The following is a 22,282-nucleotide window of genomic DNA, read 5'->3' on the forward strand; positions in this document are numbered from 1 at the left end:
CAACTGATGGAATGATGATGCGTAAGCTGCTTTTGACCGCTGCCCTGCTCGCCAGCCCTGCGATGGCGCAGGAAACCTACCCCGCCAAGCTGGCGGGCCACGCCTATATCCCGGCCATGACGATGGTTGCCCCGCCCGCCGACGCGCCCCGCGATGCGTGGGTTTCGGGCAAATTTACGGGCGAGGCCCCGAATCGCCGGCCAATGAGCAAGCCCGGCGACACCGGCGCGGCCTATGGCAGCCACCCGACCGGCATCAGCCTGCCGTTTCTGGGTCAGCCGTTTCAGGGCTTGTCTGGCTTTGCCATGAACCGGGCCGAGGATGGTTCCGTTTATGCGCTGATCGACAACGGTTTCGGGTCGCGCGTGAACAGCCCTGACGCGCTGTTGATGTTCAACCGGCTGACACCCGATTTCGACGCTGGCACCGTGGCGATCAATGAAACCGTCTTCCTGCACGACCCTGACCATAAAGTGCCGTTTCGCATCGCCTATGAAGGCAGTGATTCGCGTTACCTGACCGGCGCGGATTTCGACCCGGAGAGCATTCAGGTGCTGAACGGCGAAGTCTGGATCAGCGACGAGTTCGGCCCGTGGCTGATCCGCGCCGACCTGTCTGGCCGCATCATTGAGGTTTACCCAACGCTGCTCGACGGCCAACCGCTGCGCAGCCCCGATCACCCGGCCCTGCGTGTCCCCGCCGCTGCTGGCGTTGATTTCCAAAGTCAGCGTTCGGGCGGCTACGAAGGCATGGCCCTGCAACCCGGCACCAACCTGTTGTGGGCAATGCTCGAAAAACCGCTGCTGGATCAGGACGGCCAGCCCGAGGGTGATTTCCTGCGTGTGCTGATCTTTGACCCGGCCAAGGGCGAATGGACGGGCGACACGGCCCGCTTCCGTCTGGCCGAAGGCGCAACGGCAATCGGTGATTTCAACTTTATCGACGAGACCCGCGCCCTGGTGATCGAGCGTGACAACGGCGAAGGCGATCCCAGTCTGCGCTGCGAGGGCGAACCGGCGCAGGGTTGCTATCCGGTTCCGGCGCTGCACAAACGCATCGTTCTGGTCGATACCGCCGACCGTGACGCCGATGGCTTCATGCGCCGCATCGGGGACATCGACCTGATGAAGATTACCGACCCGGACGGCAAGGCACGTCTGGAAACCTCTCGCACGGGTGACGGGCCATTCACCTTCCCCTTCTTCACCATCGAGGACGTGATGGCGGTCAACGACACGCAGATCATGGTCGCCAATGACAACAACCTGCCGTTTTCCGGCGGGCGCGAGCTTGGCAAGGCCGCCAATAACGAATTTATCCTGCTGGATGTGCCAGAACTGCTGGCGGCAAAATAACCCAAAGGGCGGCGCGAAAAAACGCGCTGCCCCCCTTGCACCCCACCGCAACCGGCGCTAATTACCCCGCACCGAAACGGAGTGCGGGCGTAGCTCAGGGGTAGAGCATAACCTTGCCAAGGTTAGGGTCGTGAGTTCGAATCTCATCGCCCGCTCCATCGGAAATCTTCCACGACATTAACCAGCCACCATTTTAGGCGGTTTTTTTATATAAAGGCCCTCGCACATGCTGTCCCGCCGCCAGTTCAACGCCTCTGTTCTCGCCACTCTTGGCGGGGTGATGGCGCGTCCGCTGGCGGCTCTGCCCGCCCCCGCGCCGAATTACGTTCATGTGCTGGATTTCGCCATCGCGGGCGGCGGCTATCATGGGTTGGATCAGGCATTGGCGGCGAATGTGCTGACCAAAGGCAGCCGCGTGGAATTGCGGCGCGAGGCCGACAACCCCTATGACCGCAATGCCGTCGCCGTCATCGGTCCCGACGGCAGCAAGCTGGGCTATATCCCCCGCGCCGCCAATCCCGATATTGCCGCCGCAATGGACGAAGGTCATCTGGCCATGGCCGAGGTTATTGGCACGACCAATGACCGGACGGATTTCTTTGCAACCGACTGGGACGAAGGAGAGCCGGTCCTGCGGCTGCTGGCGACCGAATATTCGGCCGCATCATATTCGGCCGCATCTTTTGTCTGAAAATATCCCCGCCGGAGGCACCAGAGGGGCGCAAGCCCCTCTGAACAAAGACTCTTAAATCGAGAAACTTGTGCCACAGCCGCAAGAGCTGGTGGCATTTGGATTGTCGATCACGAAACGCGCCCCGATCAGCTCATCTTCAAAATCAATCGTCGCCCCGGCCAGAAACGGCAGCGACACCGGATCGACCAGCACGCGCTGCCCCTCGCCTTCCAGCACCAGATCGTCGCTGGCGGCATCATCCAGCCGAATGTCGTATTGAAACCCCGAACAGCCTCCGCCTGCCACGGCAACCCGCAAGGGGCGCGGCGCATCCGTGCCTTCGTTGATCTCGGCCAGCCGGGCGAAAGCGCGCGGTGTAACCTTGGGCGGCAGATTCAGTTCCAGGTTCATGGGCTGTTCCCGTTGTCCTTACAGGCTTGGAATATAGGGTCGGTTCAGCTCTGCCGCAAGGAACCCTGATGACCGCGCCCTATGCCTGCCAGCCCACGCAAAGCCGTGGCCGCCTTTACCCCGAGGCCCTCTCGACCTTTCGCAGCCCATGGCAGCGCGACCGCGATCGTATCATTCATTCCAGCGCCTTCCGGCGGCTGAAACACAAGACGCAGGTTTTTGTGGAACGCGAGGGTCAGGACTACCGCGGCGACTATTTCCGCACCCGTCTGACCCACACGATCGAGGTCGCTCAGGTCGCCCGCACCATCGCCGGGGCGCTGGATCTGAACACCGATCTGGCCGAGACCGTGGCACTGGCCCATGACCTTGGCCACCCGCCCTTCGGCCATACCGGCGAGGACGCGCTGGCCGAGTTGATGGCCCCCTATGGCGGCTTTGACCATAATGCGCAGGCGCTGCGGATCGTAACCCGGCTGGAACGCCATTACGCCGGTTTTGACGGGCTGAACCTGACATGGGAAAGCCTCGAAGGCATCGCCAAGCATAATGGCCCGGTTGTCGGACCAGGCCCTGCGGGTGGTGCCGCCTCCCTGCCCTATGCGCTGGCCGAGGTGAACGCCGCATGGGATCTGGAACTGACCACCTATGCCAGCGCCGAGGCGCAGGTGGCCGCCGTGGCCGATGACATCGCCTATAATCACCATGATCTGCATGATGGGCTGCGCTCGGGCCTGTTCACCGAAGCCGACCTGATGGACCTGCCCATCGCTGGCCCCGCCTTTGCCGAGGTGGACCGCCTGCACCCCGGCCTTGACCCGATGCGTCGCCGGCATGAGGCCCTGCGCCGGGTCTTTGGCATCATGGTCGAAGATGTGATCGCCGTGGCGCAGAACCGGCTGGCGGCGCTGAAACCCGCCCATGTCGATGACATCCGCAACAGCGACGGCCCGATCATCCGCTTTTCCAAGCCGCTGTATCAGAACCTGAAAGCGGTCAAACGCTTTCTGTTCCAGCGCATGTATCGCGCGCCTTCCGTGGTCGAGGAACGCCGGGCCGTCACCCGGATGTTGCAGGCGATGTTCCCGGCCTTCATGCATGACCCCGCCCTTTTACCCGCCCATTGGCAGGCCGAGACCCTGCGCTGCACGGACGAAACCACCCGCGCCCGACTGGTGTTGGATTATGTCGCGGGTATGACTGACCGTTACGCGATGGCCGAATATCAGCGGTTGTTCGGCTAGGATCAAACTGCCCGGTCACGCTGAGAACACCCAAGAAAAATGACCGTTCTGCATGGGGCTTGTCAGTGCGGCATCCCGGCGTCCCGGCACAAGGCTCTGCGCCGGGGCAACAGGTTCAGCATGAATGAGGTTGTTCGCGCCCGCGATATTTTCACCAACGTAGCCTATGTCGATGCCATATTTTCGACGCTGGCTGAGGTGTCAGCACTCTTTACCCGGCAGCAGCGAGAACTATTGCAGCATCGAAGCCGCCACCAAACACAAAAACCAAACGCGGCGCTTGAACAGCGCCGCGCCTGCGGGACGGTCAGGTGATCGCGCCTCAAAGAATCTCGACGCGGTATTTCTCGATCACCGTATTGGCCAGCAGCTTTTCGCACATCTGGCCGACCTCGGCTTCGGCGGCAGCCTTGTCGGTGGCGCTCAGGTCCAGTTCAATCACCTTGCCCTGACGGACGCCGCCAACCCCGGCAAAGCCAAGCCCGCCAAGGGCGTGGCGGATCGCCTCGCCCTGCGGGTCCAGAACGCCGTCTTTCAGCATGATGGTGACACGCGCTTTCATCGGTCGTCCTTTCAGTTAATCAATGTCGGCTTGGTGATCGGGGTCGCATTGGCGGGCATCAGGCCCAACCTGCGGGCAACCTCGGTATAGGCATCGGTCAGGTTGCCAAGGTCGCGGCGGAACACGTCCTTATCCAGCTTTTGCCCGGTTTTCACATCCCACAGGCGGCAGGAATCGGGGCTGATCTCATCGGCCACGATCAGGCGCATGAAGTCATTATCCCACACCCGGCCAATCTCGATCTTAAAATCGATCAGCTTGATCCCCACGGCATAGAACACGCCCGACAGGAAATCATTGACCCGCAGTGCAAGGCTTACGATGTCGTCCAGATCCTGCTGTGCGGCCCAGCCAAACGCGATGATATATTCCTCGGACACGAACGGATCGCCCAATTCGTCGTTCTTGAAGGAGTATTCAACGATCGGGCGCGGCAGCGGAGTGCCTTCCTCGATGCCCAGCCGCTTGGCGATGGAGCCAGCGGCAAAGTTGCGCACGATGACCTCAAGCGGGATAATCTCGACCTGACGGATCAACTGCTCACGCATGTTGATGCGGCGGATAAAGTGGTTCGGCACGCCGATATTGGTCAGCCCTTGCATGAAGAACTCGGACAGGCGGTTGTTCAGCACGCCCTTGCCCTCAATCACGGCCTTTTTCTGTGCGTTGAAAGCGGTGGCGTCGTCCTTGAAATACTGGACCAGCGTTCCCGGCTCGGGGCCTTCATAAAGGATCTTTGCCTTGCCTTCGTAGATTTTCTTGCGCCGTGCCGCCATGGCTGCCCCTCGCTTTGCCGGTCAAATCCCTGTTTCTCTGGCTATAAGCCACGGCGCGGGCTGCGGCAATGGGGTGGCGGCGGGTTGGCCTTGATGTTCCGGCTTGCGATGGTGCGCCCGGATCGGGCATACCCATGACAACCCACCATGAGGAGGCACCCATGACCACATTCGACGACCGCGAAAAGGGCTATGAATCCAAGTTCGCCCATGATGAGACCCTGCGCTTCAAGGCCGAGGCACGCCGCAACCGCCTGCTGGGCGAATGGGCCGCCGGTATTCTGGGCAAAAGCGGCGATGCCGCCCGCGAATATGCGATGAGCGTGGTGGCATCCGACATGGAAGAGCCGGGCGAAGAAGATGTGTTCCGCAAGGTTTCCGCCGATCTGCAAGGCAAGGCCGATGAGGCGATGATCCGCGCCAAGATGGCTGAACTGCTGGGCGTGGCCCGCCAGCAAGTCGCTGAAGAAGCCTGAGGCTTTCTTTACCGCAAGAATCAGGCCGGGGCGGCTGCTGCCTCGGCCTTTTTGTAATGCGGCCACATGGTCAGCCCCCGTGCCGCGTTCAGCACCACCAGCGCTGCCCAAAGGCCGTGATTGCCCCAAATCGGCAGAAAAATCACCAGCGCCATCACATAAAGCGCGGCGGAAATCGTCATGGTCTGGCGCATTTCCCGGGTCAGCGTGGCACCGATAAAAATACCGTCGAACATATAGCTGGCGACACTGACCAGGGGCAGCACCACCAGCCATGGCAGGTAATGACGCGATTCGGCCCGGACCTCGGGCGCGGTGGTCAGCGCGTCGATGATCGTGCCGCCCGCGAGCGCAAAAACCAGCGCCATCAGCACCGCCCCCGCGACGCCCCATTGCGCGGTCAACCGCGATGCCTGACGCACCTGCCCCGGCCGGCCTGCGCCAATCGCTTGCCCGACCAGCGATTCGGCGGCAAAGGCAAAGCCGTCCAGCGCATAGGCAGCAATGGTCAGAAATTGCAGCAAGACCTGATTGGCCGCCAATGTCACATCGCCCTGCCCCGCCGCCAGAAACAGAAAGCTGGTAAAGCTGGCTTGCAGCAGCACCGAGCGGATCAGGATATTCCCGTTCACGCTGGACAGGCGGCGCAGTTCGGGCGCGGACCACAGCGGCTGACCCAGCGCCGCGCGGATGGTGTCACGGGCCAGATACAGGCCAAAGCCTGCGCCAAGATATTCCGCCATCAGGCTGGCGGCGGCCACGCCTTGCACGCCCCAGCCAAGCCCCAGAACGAACCATAAATCCAGCGCGATATTGGTGCCGTTCATCAGCAATTGCAGAGCAAGGACGGCGCGGGTCCGTTCGGTCGCAATCATCCAGCCGGTCAGCGCAAAGACCGCAATTGCCGCCGGTGCGCCCCAGATACGAATGGCCAGATAATCACGCGCTAGCGCCTCGACCTGCGCACTGGCCGGAGCGAGACGAAAGGCAGCCCAAAACAGCGGCGCTTGCAGCAGGATGAACAGCAGCCCCGCGCCGCCCGCAATCGCCAGCGCCCGCAGCAAATGCGCCCCCGCCGCCGTGCGGTCGCCCGCACCATGCGCCTGCGCCACCAGCCCGGTCGTTCCCATGCGCAGAAAGCCAAAAATCCAATAGGCCGAGGCCAGAATCACCGCGCCAATCCCCACCGCACCAATCGGCGCGGGCTGACCAAGCTGGCCGATCACCCCGGTATCGACCAGCCCCAGCAGCGGCACGGTAATGTTCGACAGCACAATCGGCAGCGCAATCGCCAGTACCCGGCGATTGGTCAGCACACCCATATCAGCACCACCTCAGGCACCGGCTCCGCGGCTTTGCGGCATCAGGAAATGCCCGGTCGCCTGCGCGAACAGCCGGGCGCGGTTGTCCTGCCACGCCTCGACCTGCACCGTGGCATAACGTCGCCCCGACCGCACCACCCGCGCCCGCGCATAGGCGTCCCGCGGCAGGCCCGAGCGCAGATAGTCGATGGTAAAGCTGATTGTCTTGGGCAGGCGCGGCAGGCTGGCCGGATTGCCAAGTTCGGGCGTGACGCGCCCCGCCTCCAGATCATCCCACATTGCCGTCCAGGCCAGTTCGATCACCGCCGTGGTTTCCAGAAAGGCCGCCGTCACCCCGCCATGGATCGCCGGCAGCACCGGGTTGCCGATCAGCTTGCCATCAAAGGGCAGGATGCCGGTCAGCTCATCGCCACGGCGTTCAAACTGGATCCCCAGCCAATTGGCATAGGGCATGGTACCGGCCAGCACCGCCAACGCCGAATCGCGGCGGCTTTTGACCTGCGCCAAAGGCTCGTTCCGATCCGCCATCACGCCGCCCCCGTGGTAAAGGTGCCGGTTGCCGTCGCCACCGGACGGGTACCGTCCTCGTCATAGGCATGGGCGCGGACAAAGGCCACGGATCGCGTCAGATGGTAACATTCCGCCCGCGCAATGATCCGCTGTCCCGGCTTGGCCGCCCGCATATAGTCGATGCGCAGGTCAATGGTCGCCACCGGTCCCGGCACCTGTGGATGCCCCAGCACCGCCGCCCCGCAACAAGTATCCATCAGCGCCGAAACCGCGCCGCCATGGATCACCCCAGTCTGTGGATCACCCACCAGATCGGCCCGCCAAGGCATCGAGATTGATGCCGCGCCTTCGTCCACCTCCTCCAGATGCAGCCCCAGCGCGGTAGCATGAGGCAGCATGTCGATCAGGTTCCGGGCGATGATTCGGGCGCGCTCGGTCGGGTCGGCGGGCAGGTCGGTCATTGTGGGCCTTACAATAAAAACATCCGCCAACTGTGCCGCAAGCTGCGAATACGGGCAAGTCACCTTACAACAGCTAACCTTACGTCAACCATAATGGCACTCAAGGGGTTGCACAGTCCCGCCCCGGTTGCGCATAATCCGGGCAATTTTTCACGACCCCAAGGGGGCAAGGCATGACCGCCACCGATGAGCTGAGCTTCAAGGATATGTGTATGCGTTTCGACGTGACGCCCCGGACCTTGCGCTATTATGAATATATCGAACTGCTCAGCCCCCGAAAGGAGGGGCGCTCGCGTTTTTATGGCCCGCGAGAGGTGGCACGGATGACGCTGATCCTGCGCGGCCGCCGGTTCGGCTTCAGCCTGGAGGAAATCCGGCAATGGCTGGAAATGTATGGCAATCAGGGCACGCTGGAACAATATCGTATCTGGGTTGAATATGCCGATCGGCAATTGCTGGCGCTGGACCAGCAGCGGCAGGAACTGGACGTGACCATCAACGACCTGCGCGAATTGCGCGATGAGACCGAGGTTCTGATTAACGACATGCTCAAGGGCTGAGGCATGGCCGCGCAACTGCTGCCGGTGCTGGATCACCTGTCGGTGCTGATTTTCGCCCTGACCGGGGCGCTGGTCGCCAGCCGGGCGCAGCTTGACCCGGTGGGGTTTGTGTTCTTTGCAGCGCTGACCGGCGTGGGCGGTGGCACGCTGCGCGATGTGGTGCTGGACCGTCCCGTTTTCTGGCTGGACCGGCCGGCCATCCTGCTGATCTGCGTGGCGGCGGCGGCACTGGTATTTTTCACCGCACATCTGCTGGAAAGCCGCTATCGGGCGCTGCTGTGGCTGGATGCGGCAGCGCTGGCGGTGGCCGTCCCGGCAGGGGTCGGCATTGCGCAGGACATGGGCGCGGGAACCGTAACGGTGATCGCCATGGGGGTAATGACCGGCAGCTTTGGCGGGCTGATGCGTGATGTCGTCGCCAATGAGGTGCCGCTGATCCTGAAACAGGGTGAGCTGTATATCACCGCCGCCTTTGGCGGGGCTATTGCCGCCGAAACCGCGCTGGCCCTGACCGGCGACCGCGCCATCGGCCTGCTGCTTTGCGCCGCCGTGGTGTTGGTGCTGCGGGCGGGCAGCCTGCAATGGGGCTGGCGCCTGCCGGTCTATCGCCCGCGCCCGCCAAAGGTCGGACCACCACGGCACTGACACGCCCGTATTGTGACGCTGCGTTCCCGTTTACCTTCGCGTCAACTTCCCTCTGGCCATCGCCCGGATCAGGCGGCTAACCTGATTTGGCGAAAAAGGAGGTCGCGCATGGATCAGATCGCCCCGACGGACCATATCACCCCGGACGACCAGTCCCGGCTGACCATCCGCGAAATGTGCGCCCTGTTCGATGTGACCCCGCGCACGCTGCGCTTTTACGAGGCCCGCGCGCTGATCTTTCCCGAACGCCGCGGCCAGCACCGCCTCTATGACCGCCGCGACCGCGCCCGGCTGACGCTGATCCTGCGTGGCAAACGCTTTGGCTTCAGCCTTGAAGACATCCGGCAGCTGCTGGAACTCTATGACCCGACCGGCAGCAACCGTCCGCAGTTGGAAGCAACGCTGAACGCCAGCCGCGCCCGGCTTGCCGATATGGAACAGCAACAAACCGAACTGGCCACCGCCATAGATGAACTGCGCCAACGTATCGCGCAGGCCGAAGCGGCCCTGGCCCAACCAAACTTTAATCCCCGGAGGAACCATGACCAGCTACACGCCCCCCACCCGCGACATGCAATTCCTGCTGCATGAGGTTCTGAAAATCTCGGAATCCGGCCTGCCCGGCCATGAGGATCTGGACCCTGACATGACCGAGGCGGTTCTGGAAGCCGCCGGCAAACTGGCCTCCGAGGTGCTGGAACCGCTGAACCGCGTCGGCGATCAGCAGGGCTGCCGGCTGGAAAACGGTGTGGTCTATACGCCCGAAGGGTTCAAAGCCGCTTTTGAGGCGATGAAAGAAGGCGGCTGGACCGCGCTGGATTGCGACCCGGAATATGGCGGTCAGGGGATGCCCTATACCATCGGGCTGGCCACCGGCGAAATGTTCGTCTCTGCCAACATGGCCTTTAATATGTATCAGGGCCTGACCCATGGTGCCTATTCTGCCATCCACGCCCATGGCACGGATGAGCAAAAGGCGATGTATCTGCCGAAAATGGTCGCCTGCGACTGGACCGGCACCATGAACCTGACCGAGCCGCATTGCGGCACCGACCTCGGGATGCTGCGCACCAAGGCCGAACCGCAGGATGACGGCAGCTATCTGATTACCGGGCAGAAAATCTTCATTTCGGCCGGCGATCACGACCTGTCGGAAAACGTCATCCATCTGGTGCTGGCCAAGGTGCCCGGCGGCGGCGAAGGCACCAGGGGCATTTCCCTGTTCATCGTCCCCAAGTTTCTGGTCAATGACGATGGCAGCATCGGCACCCGCAATGGCGTCTCAGTCGGCAATCTCGAAGAAAAGATGGGGATTCACGGCAACGCCACCTGCGTGATGAACTTTGACGCTGCGAAAGGCTGGCTGCTTGGCGATCTGCACAAGGGGATGCGCGCCATGTTCACCATGATGAACGAAGCGCGCATGGGCGTCGGCCTGCAAGGCTATGCCGTGGGCGAAGTTGCCTATCAGAACGCCGTGGCCTATGCCCGCGACCGTTTGCAAGGCCGCGCCGTGACCGGGACCGAAAACCCCTCTGGCCCCGCCGACCCGATCATCGTGCATCCTGATGTGCGCCGGAACCTGATGGATCAAAAGGCATTTCTGGAAGGCGCCCGCGCCCTGTCCTTCTGGGGGGCGCATATGATCGACAAGGCCCATAACGGCGATGCCGCTGCCGAAGGCATGATCTCGCTGCTGACCCCGGTCATCAAGGGCTTCCTGACCGACAAGGGCTTCGACACGGCGGTTGCCGCACAGCAGGTCTATGGCGGTCACGGCTATATCGAGGAACAGGGCATGTCCCAGTTCGTCCGCGATGCCCGCATCACCATGATCTATGAAGGCGCAAACGGCGTACAGGCGCTGGACCTTGTGGGCCGCAAACTGGCAGCCGACGGTGGCAAGCATGTCATGGCGTTTTTCGAGATGGTGAAAACCTTCATCAAGGAAAACGAAGGGGATGCGGCCCTGAAAGCCGATTTCCTTGATCCGCTGAAAGCCGCATCCAAGGATTTGCAGGCAGCAGGCATGTTCTTCATGGAAAACGGCATGAAGAACCCCAATGCCGCGCTGGCCGGGTCGTATGATTTCATGCATCTGTTCGGCCATGTCACCCTTGGCCTGATGTGGGCGCAAATGGCCAAGGCCGCACTGGCTGGCGGCGTGGGTGATTTCTACGCCACCAAACTGGCCACCGGGCGCTATTACATGAAGCGTCTGCTGCCCGTGACCGCCACCCATCTGGCCCGTATCCAGTCCGGTGCCGATCCGGTCATGGCACTGGCTGCGGATCAGTTCTGATGCAACGCCGCGCCCGATTCCGAACGACCGGGTACCTGTCCCGCGCCGGAGCCTCCGGCGGGGATATTTGAATGAAGAAGAAGGGGCGGCCCCGGCCTGCACACGGCCATCGGCATCAATGGTGCAAACCGGGGCTTTCTCCTTCAGCGGTCATCGGCTTCCCAGCCTGCACCGCAGGTCCGCTTATAGGGCCAAAGGGTTGAAGAAGGGTTAACGCAGGCCCTTCTTCTTCAGAAAAATATCCCGCGGGGGTCCGGGGGCGCGAAGCCCCCGGTGCGCTGGCACCACCCGCGCGGGACCAGAAACGGACGGCCCGGCAGGCTTTCACAAACCGGGCAGGCTCAAGGAGGAAACATGACTGAAGCCTATATCTATGACGCCGCCCGCACCCCGCGCGGCAAGGGCCGCCCGGATGGCAGCCTGCATGAAGTCACCTCGCTGGCTTTGTCGGCGCGGCTTTTGAACGCCGTCAAGGAACGCAACGGTCTGGAAGGCCATGCGGTCGAGGATGTGATCTGGGGCAATGTGACCCAAGTTATGGAACAGGGCGGCTGCCTGGCCCGCTCGGCGGTGCTGGCATCCGATCTGGACGAGTCGATTCCCGGCCTCTCGATCAACCGCTTCTGCGCCAGCGGCATGGAAGCGGTGAACCTTGCCGCCAACCAGGTCAAGGGCGGCGCCGGTCAGGCCTATATCGCCGGCGGCGTGGAAATGATGGGCCGCGTGGCCATGGGCAGCGACGGCGCGGCGATTGCCGTTGATCCCTCGCTGGCGATGAACAGCTACTTCGTGCCGCAGGGCATCAGCGCCGACATCATCGCCACCGAATACGGTTTTACCCGCGAACAGGCCGATGCGCTGGCCGTCGAATCGCAGCGCCGCGCGGCCGAGGCATGGGCGGATAATCGTTTCGCCAAATCCATCGTTCCGGTTCTAGACCAGAACGGTTTGGTCATTCTGGACCGTGACGAATACATGCGCCCCGGCACCACTGCCGAGGATCTGGCCAAGCTGAAAGCCAGCTTTGCCGAGATGGGCGAGGTCATGCCCGGCTTTGATAAAATCGCCATGATGAAATACCCGCATCTGTCGAAAATCAACCACATCCACCATGCCGGCAACAGCTCGGGCATCGTGGACGGGGCCGCCGCCGTGCTGATCGGCAATGCCGAGTTCGGCAAGGCTTACGGCCTCAAACCCCGCGCCCGCATCCGCGCCACGGCCAAGATCGGCACCGACCCCACGATCATGCTGACCGGCCCGGTGCCCGTCACCGAGAAAATCCTGCGCGACAGCGGCATATCGATCAGCGACATTGACCTGTTCGAGGTCAACGAAGCCTTTGCCTCGGTCGTGCTGCGCTTCATGCAGGCGTTTGACGTGTCGCCTGACAAGGTCAACGTCAATGGCGGCGCCATGGCCATGGGCCATCCGCTTGGCGCAACCGGCGCCATCATCATTGGCACCCTGCTGGACGAGCTTGAACGGCGCGACCTGTCCACCGGGCTGGCGACACTTTGCATCGCGTCCGGTATGGGCGCGGCCACCATCATCGAGCGCGTCTGAGGGAGGGAAACATGACCGATTTCACCATGAAGAAAGACGCCGACGGCGTCGCCATCATCACCTGGGACGTTCCGGGCAAGTCGATGAACGTCTTGTCGATGGAGGCATGGCCTCTGCTGGAAAGCCTGATCGACGACGCGCTGGCCGATGAGGCCGTCAAGGGCATCGTCATAACCTCGGGCAAGAAAGACTTTGCCGGCGGGATGGACCTCAACGTCATCGCCAAGATGAAAGAGGGCGCGGGCGACAACCCGGCCAAGGGGCTGTTCGACGGGCTGATGTCCAGCCACGCGATCCTGCGCAAGATCGAACTGGCGGGCATGGACCCGAAAACCAAACAGGGCGGCAAGCCCATCGCTGCGGCCCTGCCCGGCACTGCGCTTGGCATCGGGCTGGAAATCCCGCTGGCCACGCATCGCATCTTTGCCGCCCCGAACCCCAAGGCCAAGATCGGCCTGCCGGAAATCAAGGTCGGCATCTTCCCCGGCATGGGCGGCACCACCCGCGTCTCGCGCCTGCTGGGCGCGATGGCGGCGGCACCGATCCTGCTGCAAGGTCAGATGATGTCGCCCGAAAAGGCCAAGGGGGCCGGGCTGATTCATGAGGTGGTAGACGATCCGGTCGCCGCCGCCCGCGAATGGGTGCTGAATGCCAAGCCCGCCGATCTGGTCAAGCCATGGGACCAGAAGGGCTGGAAAATGCCCGGTGGTGCGCCCTATCATCCGGCGGGCTTTATGACCTTCGTTGGCGCTTCAGCGATGGTGAACGGGCAGACCATGGGCGTCTATCCGGCGGCCAAGGCGATGCTCTCGGCCATTTACGAAGGTGCGCTGGTCAATTTCGACAATGCCATCAAGATCGAAGCCCGCTGGTTCACCAATGTGCTGATGAACCCTTCGTCCACGGCCATGATCCGTTCGCTGTTCATCAACAAGGAGGCGCTGGAAAAAGGTGCGAACCGTCCTGATGTGCCGGATGAAAAGGTGCAGAAGGTGGGCGTTCTCGGGGCCGGCATGATGGGCGCGGGCATCGCCTATGTCAGCGCACAGGCCGGGATCGAGGTCGTTCTGATCGACAACACCCAGGAAGCCGCCGACCGCGGCAAGGCCCATACTGAAAGCCTGCTGGACAAGGGCATGTCCAAGGGCAAGGTCACGGCCGAGAAGAAAACCGAAGTGCTGGCCCGCATCACCGCCACCACCGATTACGCGGCGCTGGATGGCTGTGATCTGATCGTTGAGGCCGTGTTCGAGGACATGGGCGTGAAAGCCGAGGTCACGAAAAAGGCCGAGGCGGTGATCCCGCCCACCGCGATCTTCGCCACCAACACATCGACCCTGCCGATCACCGAGTTGGCCCGCGCCAGCGCCCGACCGGAACAGTTCATCGGCATCCACTTCTTTTCGCCCGTCGACAAGATGCTGCTGGTCGAGATCATCAAGGGCCAGCAGACCGGCCCCCGCGCGGTGGCCAAGGCGCTCGATTTCGTGCGCCAGATCCGCAAGACGCCCATCGTGGTCAATGACGCCCGGTTCTTCTATGCCAACCGCTGCATCATTCCCTATATCAACGAAGGTGTCCGCATGGTGGCCGAAGGCGTGAACCCCACGCTGATCGAGCAGGCCGCCAAGATGATGGGGATGCCGCTTGGCCCGCTGCAACTGATCGACGAAACCTCGATCGACCTTGGTGTGAAAATCGCCAAGGCGACCCGCGCGGCCATGGGCGACGCCTATCCCGATGAGGCCGTGGATCAGGTCGTGTTCTGGATGGCGGATCAGGGCCGCATGGGCCGCAAGGCAAACGCGGGCTTCTATGCCTATGACGACAAGGGCAAACGTCAGGGCCTCTGGGACGGGCTGGCGGCGCAATATCCGCTGACCGCTGAACAGCCCTCGCTGGAGGAGGTCCAGAACCGCCTCTATTTCGCGCAGGTGCTGGAGGCCGTCCGCGCCTTTGAACAAGGCGTGCTGGAGGACATCCGCGAAGGCGACGTGGGAGCGATCCTCGGCTGGGGCTTCGCACCCTGGTCGGGCGGCCCGTTCAGTTGGCTGGACATTATCGGCGCGGATAAGGCCGTGTCCATCACCGAAGACCTGACGGCCCGTTTTGGCCCGCGCTTTGCCACGCCGGACCTGCTGCGCGACCTCGCCAAAACCGGCGAAACCTTCTATGGCCGCTATGGTCAGGGACAAAAGGCAGCATAAGCCTTTCTTCTTCATCAAAATATCCCGGGGGTCCGGGGGCAGCGCCCCCGGTCCTTTCCGTTCCGCAAGACGGAACTTTCCGCCATCTATCCCGTTGAATGATCGTGAAATCGGCCTATGCTCTGCGCCGAATTGGCCCATATCATCAAGCCTGCATATTCAGGGGATACCCATGACCACCGAAACCCAACGCCGCGCCGAAGCCGCGCTTCAGGACATCGAAGACGTGACCGCCGTGGTTCTGCCCGAACCCGTGGGCGACATCGTGCCGCTGCAACAGGCCGAACCACAGCAAGCCGAAGCGATCCGCCGCCGCATGGATGAGATCAACCTGCGCGATTCCGGTTCCATCGTCCGCTTTGGTTCAGGCGCTCAGGCCAAGCTGCAAGAGATCAGCCAGTCGATGCTGGCCGATGTCAAGAACAAGGACGTTGGTCCGGCGGGTGAATCGCTGCGCAATATCGTCACCACCATCCGCGGCTTTTCGGTCAGCGAACTAGACGTGCGCCGCGAACGCTCATGGTGGGAAAAACTGCTGGGCCGCGCCGCGCCTTTCGCCCGTTTCGTGGCGAATTACGAACAGGTGCAGGGCCAGATCGACAAGATCACCATGGATCTGGAGCGCCATGAGTCGGTGCTGCTGAAAGACATCAAATCGCTGGACGTGCTGTATCAGCGCACGCTTGAGTTCTACGATGAGCTTGCCCTTTATATCGCCGCCGGTGAGGCCAAGCTGGCCGAGATGGACAGCAAGGACATCCCCGCCAAAGAGGCCGAGGTTCAGGCCGCTGGTCAGGATCAGCAGGTGATGGAGGCGCAGGAATTGCGCGACCTGCGCAGCATCCGCGACGATCTGGAACGCCGCGTCCATGACCTGAAACTGACCCGTCAGGTCACGATGCAATCGCTGCCCTCGATCCGGCTGGTGCAGGAAAACGACAAATCGCTGGTGACGAAAATCAACAGCACGCTGGTGAACACGGTGCCGCTGTGGGAAACCCAACTGGCACAGGCCGTCACCATCCAGCGCAGCGCCGAGGCTGCCCGCGCGGTCAAGGGGGCAACCGACCTGACCAACGACCTGCTGACCGCCAATGCCAAGAACCTGCGCACTGCGAACCAGCAGATCCGCACGGAAATGGAGCGCGGCATTTTCGACATCGAGGCCGTGCGCACCGCGAACGCCGAACTGATCGCCACCATCGAGGATTCCCTGCGCATCGCGGATGAGGGCAAGGCCCGTCGCGCCGCTGCCGAGGAAGACCTGCAAAAGATGGAAGTCGAACTGCGCGACACGCTGGCCGCCGCCCGTGCGCGTTCGGCGGGTCCGAACCAGCCGCAGGCCTGATCTTGGCTGCGCGTTTATCCGCGCTGAACTTGTGTGCGCGGCAGGCTTTGCTTGCCGCGCCGCTGGCGGCTTTGGTGGCCTGCACCGCGTCAGAACCGCCCCCTGCCCCCGAACCGCCGCAATCCGCCCGCCCCGAGGCACGCCCGGATCTCTCCGCCCCGGCCCCTGATCCGACCCCGGATCTGGCGGCCATGCGGCAGGCCCGAGCCACGACAGCCACCACCCGCAATGCCGCGCCGCAATCTGAAACCAGCCGTCAGATGGCGCGGCTGTTTGCGGGTGCGCAGGCCAGCTTTCTGGCGCGCGGGCTGATGCGGCAGGACCGCGAGCCAAAGGACGCGCCCTTCACCGCCGATGATCTGGCCCGCAATTTTGTCCAGATTGCCCTGCATGATGAATACACCCGCCAGAATGGCAGGCTGGTCGCCCAAACCCGCGCCGCGCCGCTGCGCCGCTGGCAAGACCCGATTACCATGCAAGTGGTCTTTGGCAACAGTGTGCCGGACGCACAGCGCAACCGCGACGGCGCCGATATTGCCGGCTTCGCGGCGCGGCTGTCCTCGGTTTCGGGGCATCCAATCCGCATGGGCCAATCGGGCGCCAATTTCGTGACCCTGATCTTGTCCGAGGACGAACGCCGTGCCATCGGCCCGCGCCTGCGCCAGCTCGTTCCCGACATTCCGCCCGCGGATATTGCCGCGATTCAGGATCTTTCGGCACAAAATTACTGCACCGTTTTCGCCTATTCGCGAGACGGCAGTGCCGCCTATGCCAAGGCGGTGGCGGTGATCCGGGCTGAGCTTCCCGACCGGCTGCGGCTGTCCTGTATCCATGAGGAGCTGGCGCAGGGTATGGGGCTGGCCAATGACAGCCCTGCCGCCCGGCCCTCGATCTTCAACGATGACGAAGAATTCGCCCTGCTGACCCGGCATGACGAATTGTTGCTGAAAATGCTCTATGATCCCCGCCTGCGCCCCGGCATGACCGAGGCACAGGCCACCCCCATCATTCGCCAGATCGCCGGGGAACTTATCCCCCGCGCCGCGAATTAAAGAACGACATCAACGGAGGCGCAGATGGCCCTTTTCAACATCCTTGGCGGCGAATTCATCGACGTGATCGAATGGGTGGACAACACCCGCGACACGATGGTCTGGCGCTATGAAACCGTCGGCCGGGCGATCAAATACGGCGCCAAGCTGACCGTGCGTGAAGGTCAGGCGGCGGTTTTCGTGCATGAAGGGCAACTGGCCGATGTGTTCGGACCGGGCCTCTATATGCTGGAAACCAACAACCTGCCGGTGCTGACCCGCTTGCAGCACTGGGACCACGGCTTCCGCAGCCCGTTCAAATCCGAGATTTATTTCGTCAACACCACGCGCTTCAACAACCAGAAATGGGGGACGCGCAATCCGATCATCGCCCGCGACCCCGAGTTCGGCCCGGTCCGCCTGCGCGCCTTTGGCACCTATTCCATGCGCGTCACCGACCCCGGCCTGTTCATGCGCGAAATCGTCGGAACGGATGGTGAGTTCACCAGCGACGAGATCAGCTTTCAACTGCGCAACGTGATCGTGCAGGAGTTCTCGCGCATGATCGCCGGTTCCGGCATCCCGGTGCTGGATATGGCCGCCAATACCGACCAGCTTGGCAAGATGGTGGCCAAGGCGATTGCGCCCACGGTCTCGGCCTATGGTCTGACCATCCCCGAGTTTTACATCGAAAACATCAGCCTGCCCGATGAGGTCGAGAAGATGCTGGACAAGCGCACCAGCATTGGCATCGTCGGGGATCTGGACCGTTTCAATCAATATGCCATGGGCGAGGCGATGCTGAACAGCGCCAACCAGCCCGGCGGCGGTGGGCTGGCCAGCGGCATGGGTGCCGGAATGGGCGCGGCCATGGGCATGAATATGGCCCGGCAGATGCAGCCGCAGACCGGCTATTCCGGGCCATGGGGAACCGCGCCTGCGCAAGCCGCACAGACCACGCCGCCACCGCTGCCGCAAGCCAAGGCGGAAACCGTCTGGCATATCGCCCGTGACGGTCAGGCCGAAGGCCCCTATAGCCGCGCCGATCTTGGCCGCATGGTCCGCGACGGCGGTTTTGCCCGCGAAACGCTGGTTTGGGCACCCGGTCAGGACGGCTGGCACGAGGCTGACGAAGTTGCGGAACTGGCGCAACTGTTCACCATCGCGCCCCCGCCACCGCCGCTGCCCAAGGCATAAGCCGCGCCGATGCCGACGCCGCCAAGCGAATATCGCTATCCCTGCGAAAGCTGCGGGGGCAGCCTGCAATTCGCGCCGGGTCAGAATGTGCTGATCTGCCCCTATTGCGGGCATGAACAGCACATTCCGCAAGGCGCGCATCGCGCCCCCGCCCGGCAACAGACCGGCGGGGCCGAAGGCGCGGATGTGCTGCTGCGCGACCCCAGCACGGGCCGCGCCCTGCAATGGGACGCACAGCATAAATCGCCGGAATTGCGGGAAATCCCGCTGGCGCAAGGGCTAAAGCTGGATGCCAATTCCGATCTGACGCAGGTTATCCGCACCCTGTCCTGCCCGAATTGCGGCGCCAAGATCGAGGTGGACAGCGACCGCCACGCCACCGACTGCCCATTCTGCGCCACGCCGGTGGTTACGGATACCGGCCAGACCCGTCAGATCAAACCGCAGGGTGTGCTGCCCTTTGTGCTGGCCGAGGAACAGGCCCGCGCCGCGATGGAGGACTGGCTGGGCAGTCTTTGGTTCGCCCCTTCGGGCCTGACGGCCTATGCCCGGCGCGGGCGGCGGATGACCGGGGTCTATTCGCCTTTCTGGACCTTTGATGCACAAACCGCCAGCCAATACAGCGGGATGCGCGGCGATGCCTATTATGAAACGGTCTGGGTCACGCAAACCGTCAACGGCCGCACCCAAAGGGTTCAGCAACAGGTCCGCAAGATCCGCTGGACCCCGGTTTCAGGCCAGGTTTCGCGGCATTTCAACGATGTGCTGGTGCTGGCCTCTGGCTCGCTGCCGCGCAAGTTCTCGGACGGGCTGACCCCTTGGGACTTGTCGCATCTGGTGGATTACCGTCCCGAATATCTGGTCGGGTTCGAGGCCGAGGGCTACACGATCCCGCTGGCCGACGGCCATGGCATTGCCCGGCAGGAAATGGCCGGAGTGATCGCCATGGATGTGCGCCGCGCCATCGGCGGTGATGCCCAACAGGTCAGCGCCATCAACACCCGCCACAGCGACGAAAGTTTCAAACACATCCTGCTGCCGATCTGGACTGCCGCCTATAAATACAACGGCAAAAGCTATCGCTTTACCGTCAACGGCCAGACCGGGCGGGTTCAGGGCGAACGCCCCTATTCCGCATGGAAAATCGCGCTGGCGGTGCTGCTGGCGCTGATCGTGGTGGCGGCGCTGCTGTTTGCTGCGAATGAGACCGGCTATGTCCAGTTCGACACGGGCGGCGGCCTCTCGGGCGGCTATTCCAGCGGCGGATATGTGATTCGGGGCTATTAGCGGGCTTGGTTTATCGCTAACAAGACCGCCAGAATCACGAGGTCCACATGATCCTTTGCGCAGGCGAATCGCTGATCGACATGGTGCCGCAGGATGGTCATTTCACGCCCCTGCCCGGTGGCGCGGTCATGAACACCGCCATTGCGCTGGCGCGGCTTGGCGCACCGACAGCCTATCTCTGGCCGATTTCACGGGATCCCTTTGGCGAGGCGCTGCTGCGCTCGCTGGCCGAGGCCGGGGTGAACACGGATTTCTGCCCGCGCAGCGACCGGCTGACCACGCTGGCCTTCGTCAGCCTGATTGGGGGCGAGGCGCGTTACAGCTTTTATGACGAAGGTTCCGCCGGACGGATGCTGGCGGCCAGAGACCTGCCCCAACGTCTGGACGGGGTTCAGGCGCTGTTCGCGGGCGGGATCAGCCTTGTGCCAGATCCCTGCGGTGCCGCCGTCGAGGCATTGCTGACCCGCGAGGCTGCCAACCTGCCGGTCATGCTGGACCCCAACATCCGGCCGTTTTTCGTGCAGGATGAACCCGCCTATCGCGCCCGGCTGGACCGGCTGTTTGCGCTGGCGGATGTGGTCAAGCTGTCCACCGACGATCTGGACTGGCTGTTCCCCGACCTGTCGCCCGAGGCTGCCGCAGCCAAGGTTCTTGCGCGCGGTCCGCAGATCGTGCTGCTGACCGGCGGCGATAAAGGTGCCACCGCCATCTGGTCCCACGACCCGGTTTCGGCCCCTGCCTTTCAGGTCGAGGTTGCCGACACGATCGGCGCGGGCGACACGTTCAACGCCGGTTTCCTGACCAGCCTGCACCGCGACGGGTTGCTGACCAAAGCCGCCCTTGCGACGCTGCCGCCCGAGGCCCTGCTGCGGGCGCTGATGCTGGGGGCAAAGGCCGCCTCGGTCACGGTCTCACGCGCGGGCGCGAATCCCCCCTGGGCGCATGAGATCACGCTTGACGAATCAGGCACAAACAGCCCTTGATGGCAGAACTGGCCTGTATTTCAGCATGTTGCGCGACGATCCGCCCCATCCGGCCAGCCCGCAATCATTCATTGAAAAACCAACGGGTTAATAACAGACGCCCCTGCCCGCCTTGGTATGCAAATCCGGTATATATATAATTTTAAGCATTTTTCTGGAACAAAGCCGCAGCGTCGTCGTTGACTCGGAACGATTGAAGCAGCAATCTTAGTCCCAAGCCAAACAAGGTGAACCGTATGAGTGACAAGACCCTGACCCGTATGGATTTGGCCGAAGCCGTCTTTCGTGACGTTGGCCTGTCGCGTCACGAATCGGCGCAGCTTGTGGAAAGCGTCCTTGGCCATATCTCGGACGCGCTGGTGCGTGGCGAACAGGTCAAGATTTCGTCCTTTGGCACCTTCTCGATCCGCGACAAGAACGAGCGCATCGGGCGCAACCCCAAAACCGGGGAAGAAGTCCCGATCACCCCGCGCCGGGTGCTGTCCTTCCGCCCCTCGAACCTGATGAAAGACCGTGTGGCGGCGGGCAACAAGGGGCGCTAACCCCGTATGAACAAGGCCCCCGACGCATTCCGCTCTATCGGAGAGGTCTCTCAGGCCGTCGGGGTCGCGCCGCATGTGTTGCGCTATTGGGAAGAACAATTCACCCAGCTTTCCCCTGTAAAACGCCGCGATGGTCGGCGTTATTACCGCCCCGAAGATGTGGCGCTGGTCGCCGGTCTGGTCGAGGTGCTGCGCGAAGAAGGGCTGACCATCCGCGGTGCGAAAAAGCTGTTGGCCAAGGATCGCGGTGCGGCGGTGCGCCAGCGCGGGCTTGTGCGGCTTGGGCTGGCGGAACCCGCAACAGAATCGCCCGCAACACCCCAGCCCGCCGTCAAAGTCAGCAAACCCCCGGCCGGGCCTGCAGCAGCCAAGCCGCGCAAACCCCTGCGCAAGACCGTCGAATCTGAAACCCTGCCCCTGTTCCCCGAGTTGGAGCCAGCCCCGGCCGCCCCGACCCACACCGATCTTCTGCCGCTTTTGGCCGATGTGGCCGCACGGCTGCGCGACTGGCCCGAGGCCCGCGCACTGCCCAAGGATCTGATACAGATTCACCGCCTGCTGCGCGAAATGCAGTAACCCCATGCCGCCTTGCCCTGCCGTCATGTCACTGCAATATTTTCGCCCAATCAGGCCAATATTTCGCCTTTCGGGCCTTGTGTCCCCCCGCTGCTTCGCCCTATATGGCCGACGTGTCGGGCCGTGGCGCAGCCTGGTTAGCGCGTCCGTCTGGGGGGCGGAAGGCCGCGAGTTCGAATCTCGCCGGCCCGACCATTCCGAAAACGCCCACCCCTTGCGGGTGGGCGTTTTGGTATCTGTAAAGGGGG

Annotated in this window: 24 protein-coding genes and 2 tRNA genes; 20 read left to right on the forward strand and 6 right to left on the reverse strand. The window is 62.9% G+C overall.

Annotated features, from left to right (window positions below; genetic code table 11):
* The first annotated feature begins 17 nt into the window (after positions 1 to 17).
* From Q4G24_RS06330 to Q4G24_RS06340, 3 genes are all read left to right on the forward strand, one after another.
* Positions 18 to 1,355 carry an esterase-like activity of phytase family protein gene (locus Q4G24_RS06330; RefSeq protein ID WP_303365667.1) on the forward strand — a complete coding sequence of 446 codons (1,338 nt, stop codon included), beginning with the start codon at positions 18 to 20 and terminating at the stop codon, positions 1,353 to 1,355.
* 83 nt (positions 1,356 to 1,438) lie between these two features.
* Positions 1,439 to 1,513: transfer RNA gene (locus tag Q4G24_RS06335), tRNA-Gly, on the forward strand.
* Between the two features lie 68 nt (positions 1,514 to 1,581).
* On the forward strand, positions 1,582 to 2,046 hold the full coding sequence (locus Q4G24_RS06340; RefSeq protein WP_303365668.1) for an HIRAN domain-containing protein: 465 nt from the start codon (positions 1,582 to 1,584) through the stop codon (positions 2,044 to 2,046).
* Positions 2,047 to 2,100: 54 nt separating this feature from the next.
* Here the strand turns inward: Q4G24_RS06340 and Q4G24_RS06345 are convergent, their stop codons facing one another.
* Positions 2,101 to 2,439 (reverse strand): iron-sulfur cluster assembly accessory protein, encoded by a 339-nt coding sequence (locus Q4G24_RS06345; RefSeq protein WP_303365669.1) that lies wholly within the window; start codon positions 2,437 to 2,439, stop codon positions 2,101 to 2,103.
* 68 nt (positions 2,440 to 2,507) lie between these two features.
* Between Q4G24_RS06345 and Q4G24_RS06350 the strand changes: the two genes are divergently transcribed.
* Positions 2,508 to 3,683 carry a deoxyguanosinetriphosphate triphosphohydrolase gene (locus Q4G24_RS06350; protein ID WP_303365670.1) on the forward strand — a complete coding sequence of 392 codons (1,176 nt, stop codon included), beginning with the start codon at positions 2,508 to 2,510 and terminating at the stop codon, positions 3,681 to 3,683.
* A 120-nt stretch (positions 3,684 to 3,803) separates the two neighbouring features.
* The gene (locus Q4G24_RS06355) at positions 3,804 to 3,998 is read left to right on the forward strand and encodes a hypothetical protein (protein ID WP_303365671.1); all 195 of its coding nucleotides are present in this window, start codon (positions 3,804 to 3,806) and stop codon (positions 3,996 to 3,998) included.
* A 7-nt stretch (positions 3,999 to 4,005) separates the two neighbouring features.
* Here the strand turns inward: Q4G24_RS06355 and purS are convergent, their stop codons facing one another.
* On the reverse strand, positions 4,006 to 4,245 hold the full coding sequence (purS, locus tag Q4G24_RS06360) for a phosphoribosylformylglycinamidine synthase subunit PurS (protein WP_303365672.1): 240 nt from the start codon (positions 4,243 to 4,245) through the stop codon (positions 4,006 to 4,008).
* 11 nt (positions 4,246 to 4,256) lie between these two features.
* Positions 4,257 to 5,021 carry a phosphoribosylaminoimidazolesuccinocarboxamide synthase gene (gene purC, locus Q4G24_RS06365; RefSeq protein WP_303365673.1) on the reverse strand — a complete coding sequence of 255 codons (765 nt, stop codon included), beginning with the start codon at positions 5,019 to 5,021 and terminating at the stop codon, positions 4,257 to 4,259.
* Between the two features lie 161 nt (positions 5,022 to 5,182).
* Here purC and Q4G24_RS06370 point away from each other — a divergent pair, with 161 nt between their 5' ends.
* Positions 5,183 to 5,497 carry a DUF1476 domain-containing protein gene (locus Q4G24_RS06370; RefSeq protein ID WP_303365674.1) on the forward strand — a complete coding sequence of 105 codons (315 nt, stop codon included), beginning with the start codon at positions 5,183 to 5,185 and terminating at the stop codon, positions 5,495 to 5,497.
* Between the two features lie 20 nt (positions 5,498 to 5,517).
* Here the strand turns inward: Q4G24_RS06370 and Q4G24_RS06375 are convergent, their stop codons facing one another.
* The 3 genes from Q4G24_RS06375 to Q4G24_RS06385 are packed head-to-tail and all read right to left on the reverse strand — an operon-like array spanning position 5,518 to position 7,790.
* Positions 5,518 to 6,819, reverse strand: a complete 1,302-nt coding sequence (locus Q4G24_RS06375) for an MATE family efflux transporter (RefSeq protein ID WP_303365675.1) — start codon at positions 6,817 to 6,819, stop codon at positions 5,518 to 5,520.
* 12 nt (positions 6,820 to 6,831) lie between these two features.
* Positions 6,832 to 7,347: a PaaI family thioesterase gene (locus Q4G24_RS06380; protein ID WP_303365676.1), complete on the reverse strand. Its 516-nt coding sequence runs from the start codon at positions 7,345 to 7,347 to the stop codon at positions 6,832 to 6,834.
* Positions 7,347 to 7,790, reverse strand: a complete 444-nt coding sequence (locus Q4G24_RS06385) for a PaaI family thioesterase (protein ID WP_303365677.1) — start codon at positions 7,788 to 7,790, stop codon at positions 7,347 to 7,349. The genes Q4G24_RS06380 and Q4G24_RS06385 overlap by 1 nt, the downstream gene beginning before the upstream one ends.
* 173 nt (positions 7,791 to 7,963) lie before the next feature.
* Between Q4G24_RS06385 and Q4G24_RS06390 the strand changes: the two genes are divergently transcribed.
* From Q4G24_RS06390 to Q4G24_RS06455, 14 genes are all read left to right on the forward strand, one after another.
* Positions 7,964 to 8,350: a MerR family DNA-binding transcriptional regulator gene (locus tag Q4G24_RS06390; RefSeq protein ID WP_303365678.1), complete on the forward strand. Its 387-nt coding sequence runs from the start codon at positions 7,964 to 7,966 to the stop codon at positions 8,348 to 8,350.
* A gap of 3 nt (positions 8,351 to 8,353) precedes the next feature.
* Positions 8,354 to 8,995 (forward strand): trimeric intracellular cation channel family protein, encoded by a 642-nt coding sequence (locus tag Q4G24_RS06395; RefSeq protein WP_303365679.1) that lies wholly within the window; start codon positions 8,354 to 8,356, stop codon positions 8,993 to 8,995.
* A gap of 108 nt (positions 8,996 to 9,103) precedes the next feature.
* Complete coding sequence (locus Q4G24_RS06400) at positions 9,104 to 9,586, forward strand: MerR family DNA-binding transcriptional regulator (protein WP_303365680.1); 483 nt, start codon at positions 9,104 to 9,106, stop codon at positions 9,584 to 9,586.
* Positions 9,537 to 11,297, forward strand: coding sequence for an acyl-CoA dehydrogenase C-terminal domain-containing protein (locus Q4G24_RS06405; RefSeq protein WP_303365681.1), 1,761 nt, complete (start codon positions 9,537 to 9,539; stop codon positions 11,295 to 11,297). The genes Q4G24_RS06400 and Q4G24_RS06405 overlap by 50 nt, the downstream gene beginning before the upstream one ends.
* A 354-nt stretch (positions 11,298 to 11,651) precedes the next feature.
* On the forward strand, positions 11,652 to 12,863 hold the full coding sequence (locus Q4G24_RS06410; RefSeq protein WP_303365682.1) for an acetyl-CoA C-acetyltransferase: 1,212 nt from the start codon (positions 11,652 to 11,654) through the stop codon (positions 12,861 to 12,863).
* Between the two features lie 11 nt (positions 12,864 to 12,874).
* A complete protein-coding gene (locus tag Q4G24_RS06415) occupies positions 12,875 to 15,070 on the forward strand; it encodes a 3-hydroxyacyl-CoA dehydrogenase NAD-binding domain-containing protein (RefSeq protein ID WP_303365683.1) in 2,196 nt (731 codons plus the stop codon).
* Positions 15,071 to 15,242: 172 nt separating this feature from the next.
* On the forward strand, positions 15,243 to 16,418 hold the full coding sequence (locus Q4G24_RS06420; RefSeq protein ID WP_303365684.1) for a toxic anion resistance protein: 1,176 nt from the start codon (positions 15,243 to 15,245) through the stop codon (positions 16,416 to 16,418).
* A gap of 2 nt (positions 16,419 to 16,420) precedes the next feature.
* A complete protein-coding gene (locus Q4G24_RS06425; protein WP_303365685.1) occupies positions 16,421 to 17,470 on the forward strand; it encodes a DUF2927 domain-containing protein in 1,050 nt (349 codons plus the stop codon).
* A gap of 24 nt (positions 17,471 to 17,494) precedes the next feature.
* A complete protein-coding gene (locus tag Q4G24_RS06430; RefSeq protein ID WP_303365686.1) occupies positions 17,495 to 18,646 on the forward strand; it encodes an SPFH domain-containing protein in 1,152 nt (383 codons plus the stop codon).
* A gap of 9 nt (positions 18,647 to 18,655) precedes the next feature.
* The gene (locus Q4G24_RS06435) at positions 18,656 to 19,933 is read left to right on the forward strand and encodes a zinc ribbon domain-containing protein (RefSeq protein ID WP_303365687.1); all 1,278 of its coding nucleotides are present in this window, start codon (positions 18,656 to 18,658) and stop codon (positions 19,931 to 19,933) included.
* Positions 19,934 to 19,980: 47 nt separating this feature from the next.
* On the forward strand, positions 19,981 to 20,916 hold the full coding sequence (locus Q4G24_RS06440) for a carbohydrate kinase (RefSeq protein ID WP_303365688.1): 936 nt from the start codon (positions 19,981 to 19,983) through the stop codon (positions 20,914 to 20,916).
* A 236-nt stretch (positions 20,917 to 21,152) separates the two neighbouring features.
* Positions 21,153 to 21,458 carry an integration host factor subunit alpha gene (ihfA, locus tag Q4G24_RS06445; RefSeq protein ID WP_303365689.1) on the forward strand — a complete coding sequence of 102 codons (306 nt, stop codon included), beginning with the start codon at positions 21,153 to 21,155 and terminating at the stop codon, positions 21,456 to 21,458.
* Positions 21,459 to 21,464: 6 nt separating this feature from the next.
* Complete coding sequence (locus tag Q4G24_RS06450) at positions 21,465 to 22,034, forward strand: MerR family transcriptional regulator (RefSeq protein WP_303365690.1); 570 nt, start codon at positions 21,465 to 21,467, stop codon at positions 22,032 to 22,034.
* Between the two features lie 117 nt (positions 22,035 to 22,151).
* Positions 22,152 to 22,229: transfer RNA gene (locus tag Q4G24_RS06455), tRNA-Pro, on the forward strand.
* Positions 22,230 to 22,282 lie beyond the last annotated feature (53 nt).

The organism is Paracoccus sp. (in: a-proteobacteria), assembly GCF_030538695.1.
Taxonomy (GTDB): Bacteria; Pseudomonadota; Alphaproteobacteria; order Rhodobacterales; family Rhodobacteraceae; genus Paracoccus.

Bases quoted from the DNA above. Each gene is read 5' to 3' on its own strand.
- Q4G24_RS06440 (WP_303365688.1), top strand. From the start codon at position 19,981: ATGATCCTTTGCGCAGGCGAATCGCTGATCGACATGGTGCCGCAGGAT.
- Q4G24_RS06385 (WP_303365677.1), bottom strand. From the start codon at position 7,790: ATGACCGACCTGCCCGCCGACCCGACCGAGCGCGCCCGAATCATCGCC.
- purS (WP_303365672.1), bottom strand. From the start codon at position 4,245: ATGAAAGCGCGTGTCACCATCATGCTGAAAGACGGCGTTCTGGACCCG.
- Q4G24_RS06350 (WP_303365670.1), top strand. From the start codon at position 2,508: ATGACCGCGCCCTATGCCTGCCAGCCCACGCAAAGCCGTGGCCGCCTT.
- Q4G24_RS06405 (WP_303365681.1), top strand. From the start codon at position 9,537: ATGACCAGCTACACGCCCCCCACCCGCGACATGCAATTCCTGCTGCAT.
- Q4G24_RS06375 (WP_303365675.1), bottom strand. From the start codon at position 6,819: ATGGGTGTGCTGACCAATCGCCGGGTACTGGCGATTGCGCTGCCGATT.
- Q4G24_RS06345 (WP_303365669.1), bottom strand. From the start codon at position 2,439: ATGAACCTGGAACTGAATCTGCCGCCCAAGGTTACACCGCGCGCTTTC.
- Q4G24_RS06450 (WP_303365690.1), top strand. From the start codon at position 21,465: ATGAACAAGGCCCCCGACGCATTCCGCTCTATCGGAGAGGTCTCTCAG.
- Q4G24_RS06430 (WP_303365686.1), top strand. From the start codon at position 17,495: ATGGCCCTTTTCAACATCCTTGGCGGCGAATTCATCGACGTGATCGAA.
- Q4G24_RS06400 (WP_303365680.1), top strand. From the start codon at position 9,104: ATGGATCAGATCGCCCCGACGGACCATATCACCCCGGACGACCAGTCC.
- Q4G24_RS06420 (WP_303365684.1), top strand. From the start codon at position 15,243: ATGACCACCGAAACCCAACGCCGCGCCGAAGCCGCGCTTCAGGACATC.
- Q4G24_RS06380 (WP_303365676.1), bottom strand. From the start codon at position 7,347: ATGGCGGATCGGAACGAGCCTTTGGCGCAGGTCAAAAGCCGCCGCGAT.
- ihfA (WP_303365689.1), top strand. From the start codon at position 21,153: ATGAGTGACAAGACCCTGACCCGTATGGATTTGGCCGAAGCCGTCTTT.
- Q4G24_RS06390 (WP_303365678.1), top strand. From the start codon at position 7,964: ATGACCGCCACCGATGAGCTGAGCTTCAAGGATATGTGTATGCGTTTC.
- Q4G24_RS06410 (WP_303365682.1), top strand. From the start codon at position 11,652: ATGACTGAAGCCTATATCTATGACGCCGCCCGCACCCCGCGCGGCAAG.
- Q4G24_RS06330 (WP_303365667.1), top strand. From the start codon at position 18: ATGCGTAAGCTGCTTTTGACCGCTGCCCTGCTCGCCAGCCCTGCGATG.
- purC (WP_303365673.1), bottom strand. From the start codon at position 5,021: ATGGCGGCACGGCGCAAGAAAATCTACGAAGGCAAGGCAAAGATCCTT.
- Q4G24_RS06415 (WP_303365683.1), top strand. From the start codon at position 12,875: ATGACCGATTTCACCATGAAGAAAGACGCCGACGGCGTCGCCATCATC.
- Q4G24_RS06395 (WP_303365679.1), top strand. From the start codon at position 8,354: ATGGCCGCGCAACTGCTGCCGGTGCTGGATCACCTGTCGGTGCTGATT.
- Q4G24_RS06435 (WP_303365687.1), top strand. From the start codon at position 18,656: ATGCCGACGCCGCCAAGCGAATATCGCTATCCCTGCGAAAGCTGCGGG.
- Q4G24_RS06370 (WP_303365674.1), top strand. From the start codon at position 5,183: ATGACCACATTCGACGACCGCGAAAAGGGCTATGAATCCAAGTTCGCC.
- Q4G24_RS06355 (WP_303365671.1), top strand. From the start codon at position 3,804: ATGAATGAGGTTGTTCGCGCCCGCGATATTTTCACCAACGTAGCCTAT.
- Q4G24_RS06340 (WP_303365668.1), top strand. From the start codon at position 1,582: ATGCTGTCCCGCCGCCAGTTCAACGCCTCTGTTCTCGCCACTCTTGGC.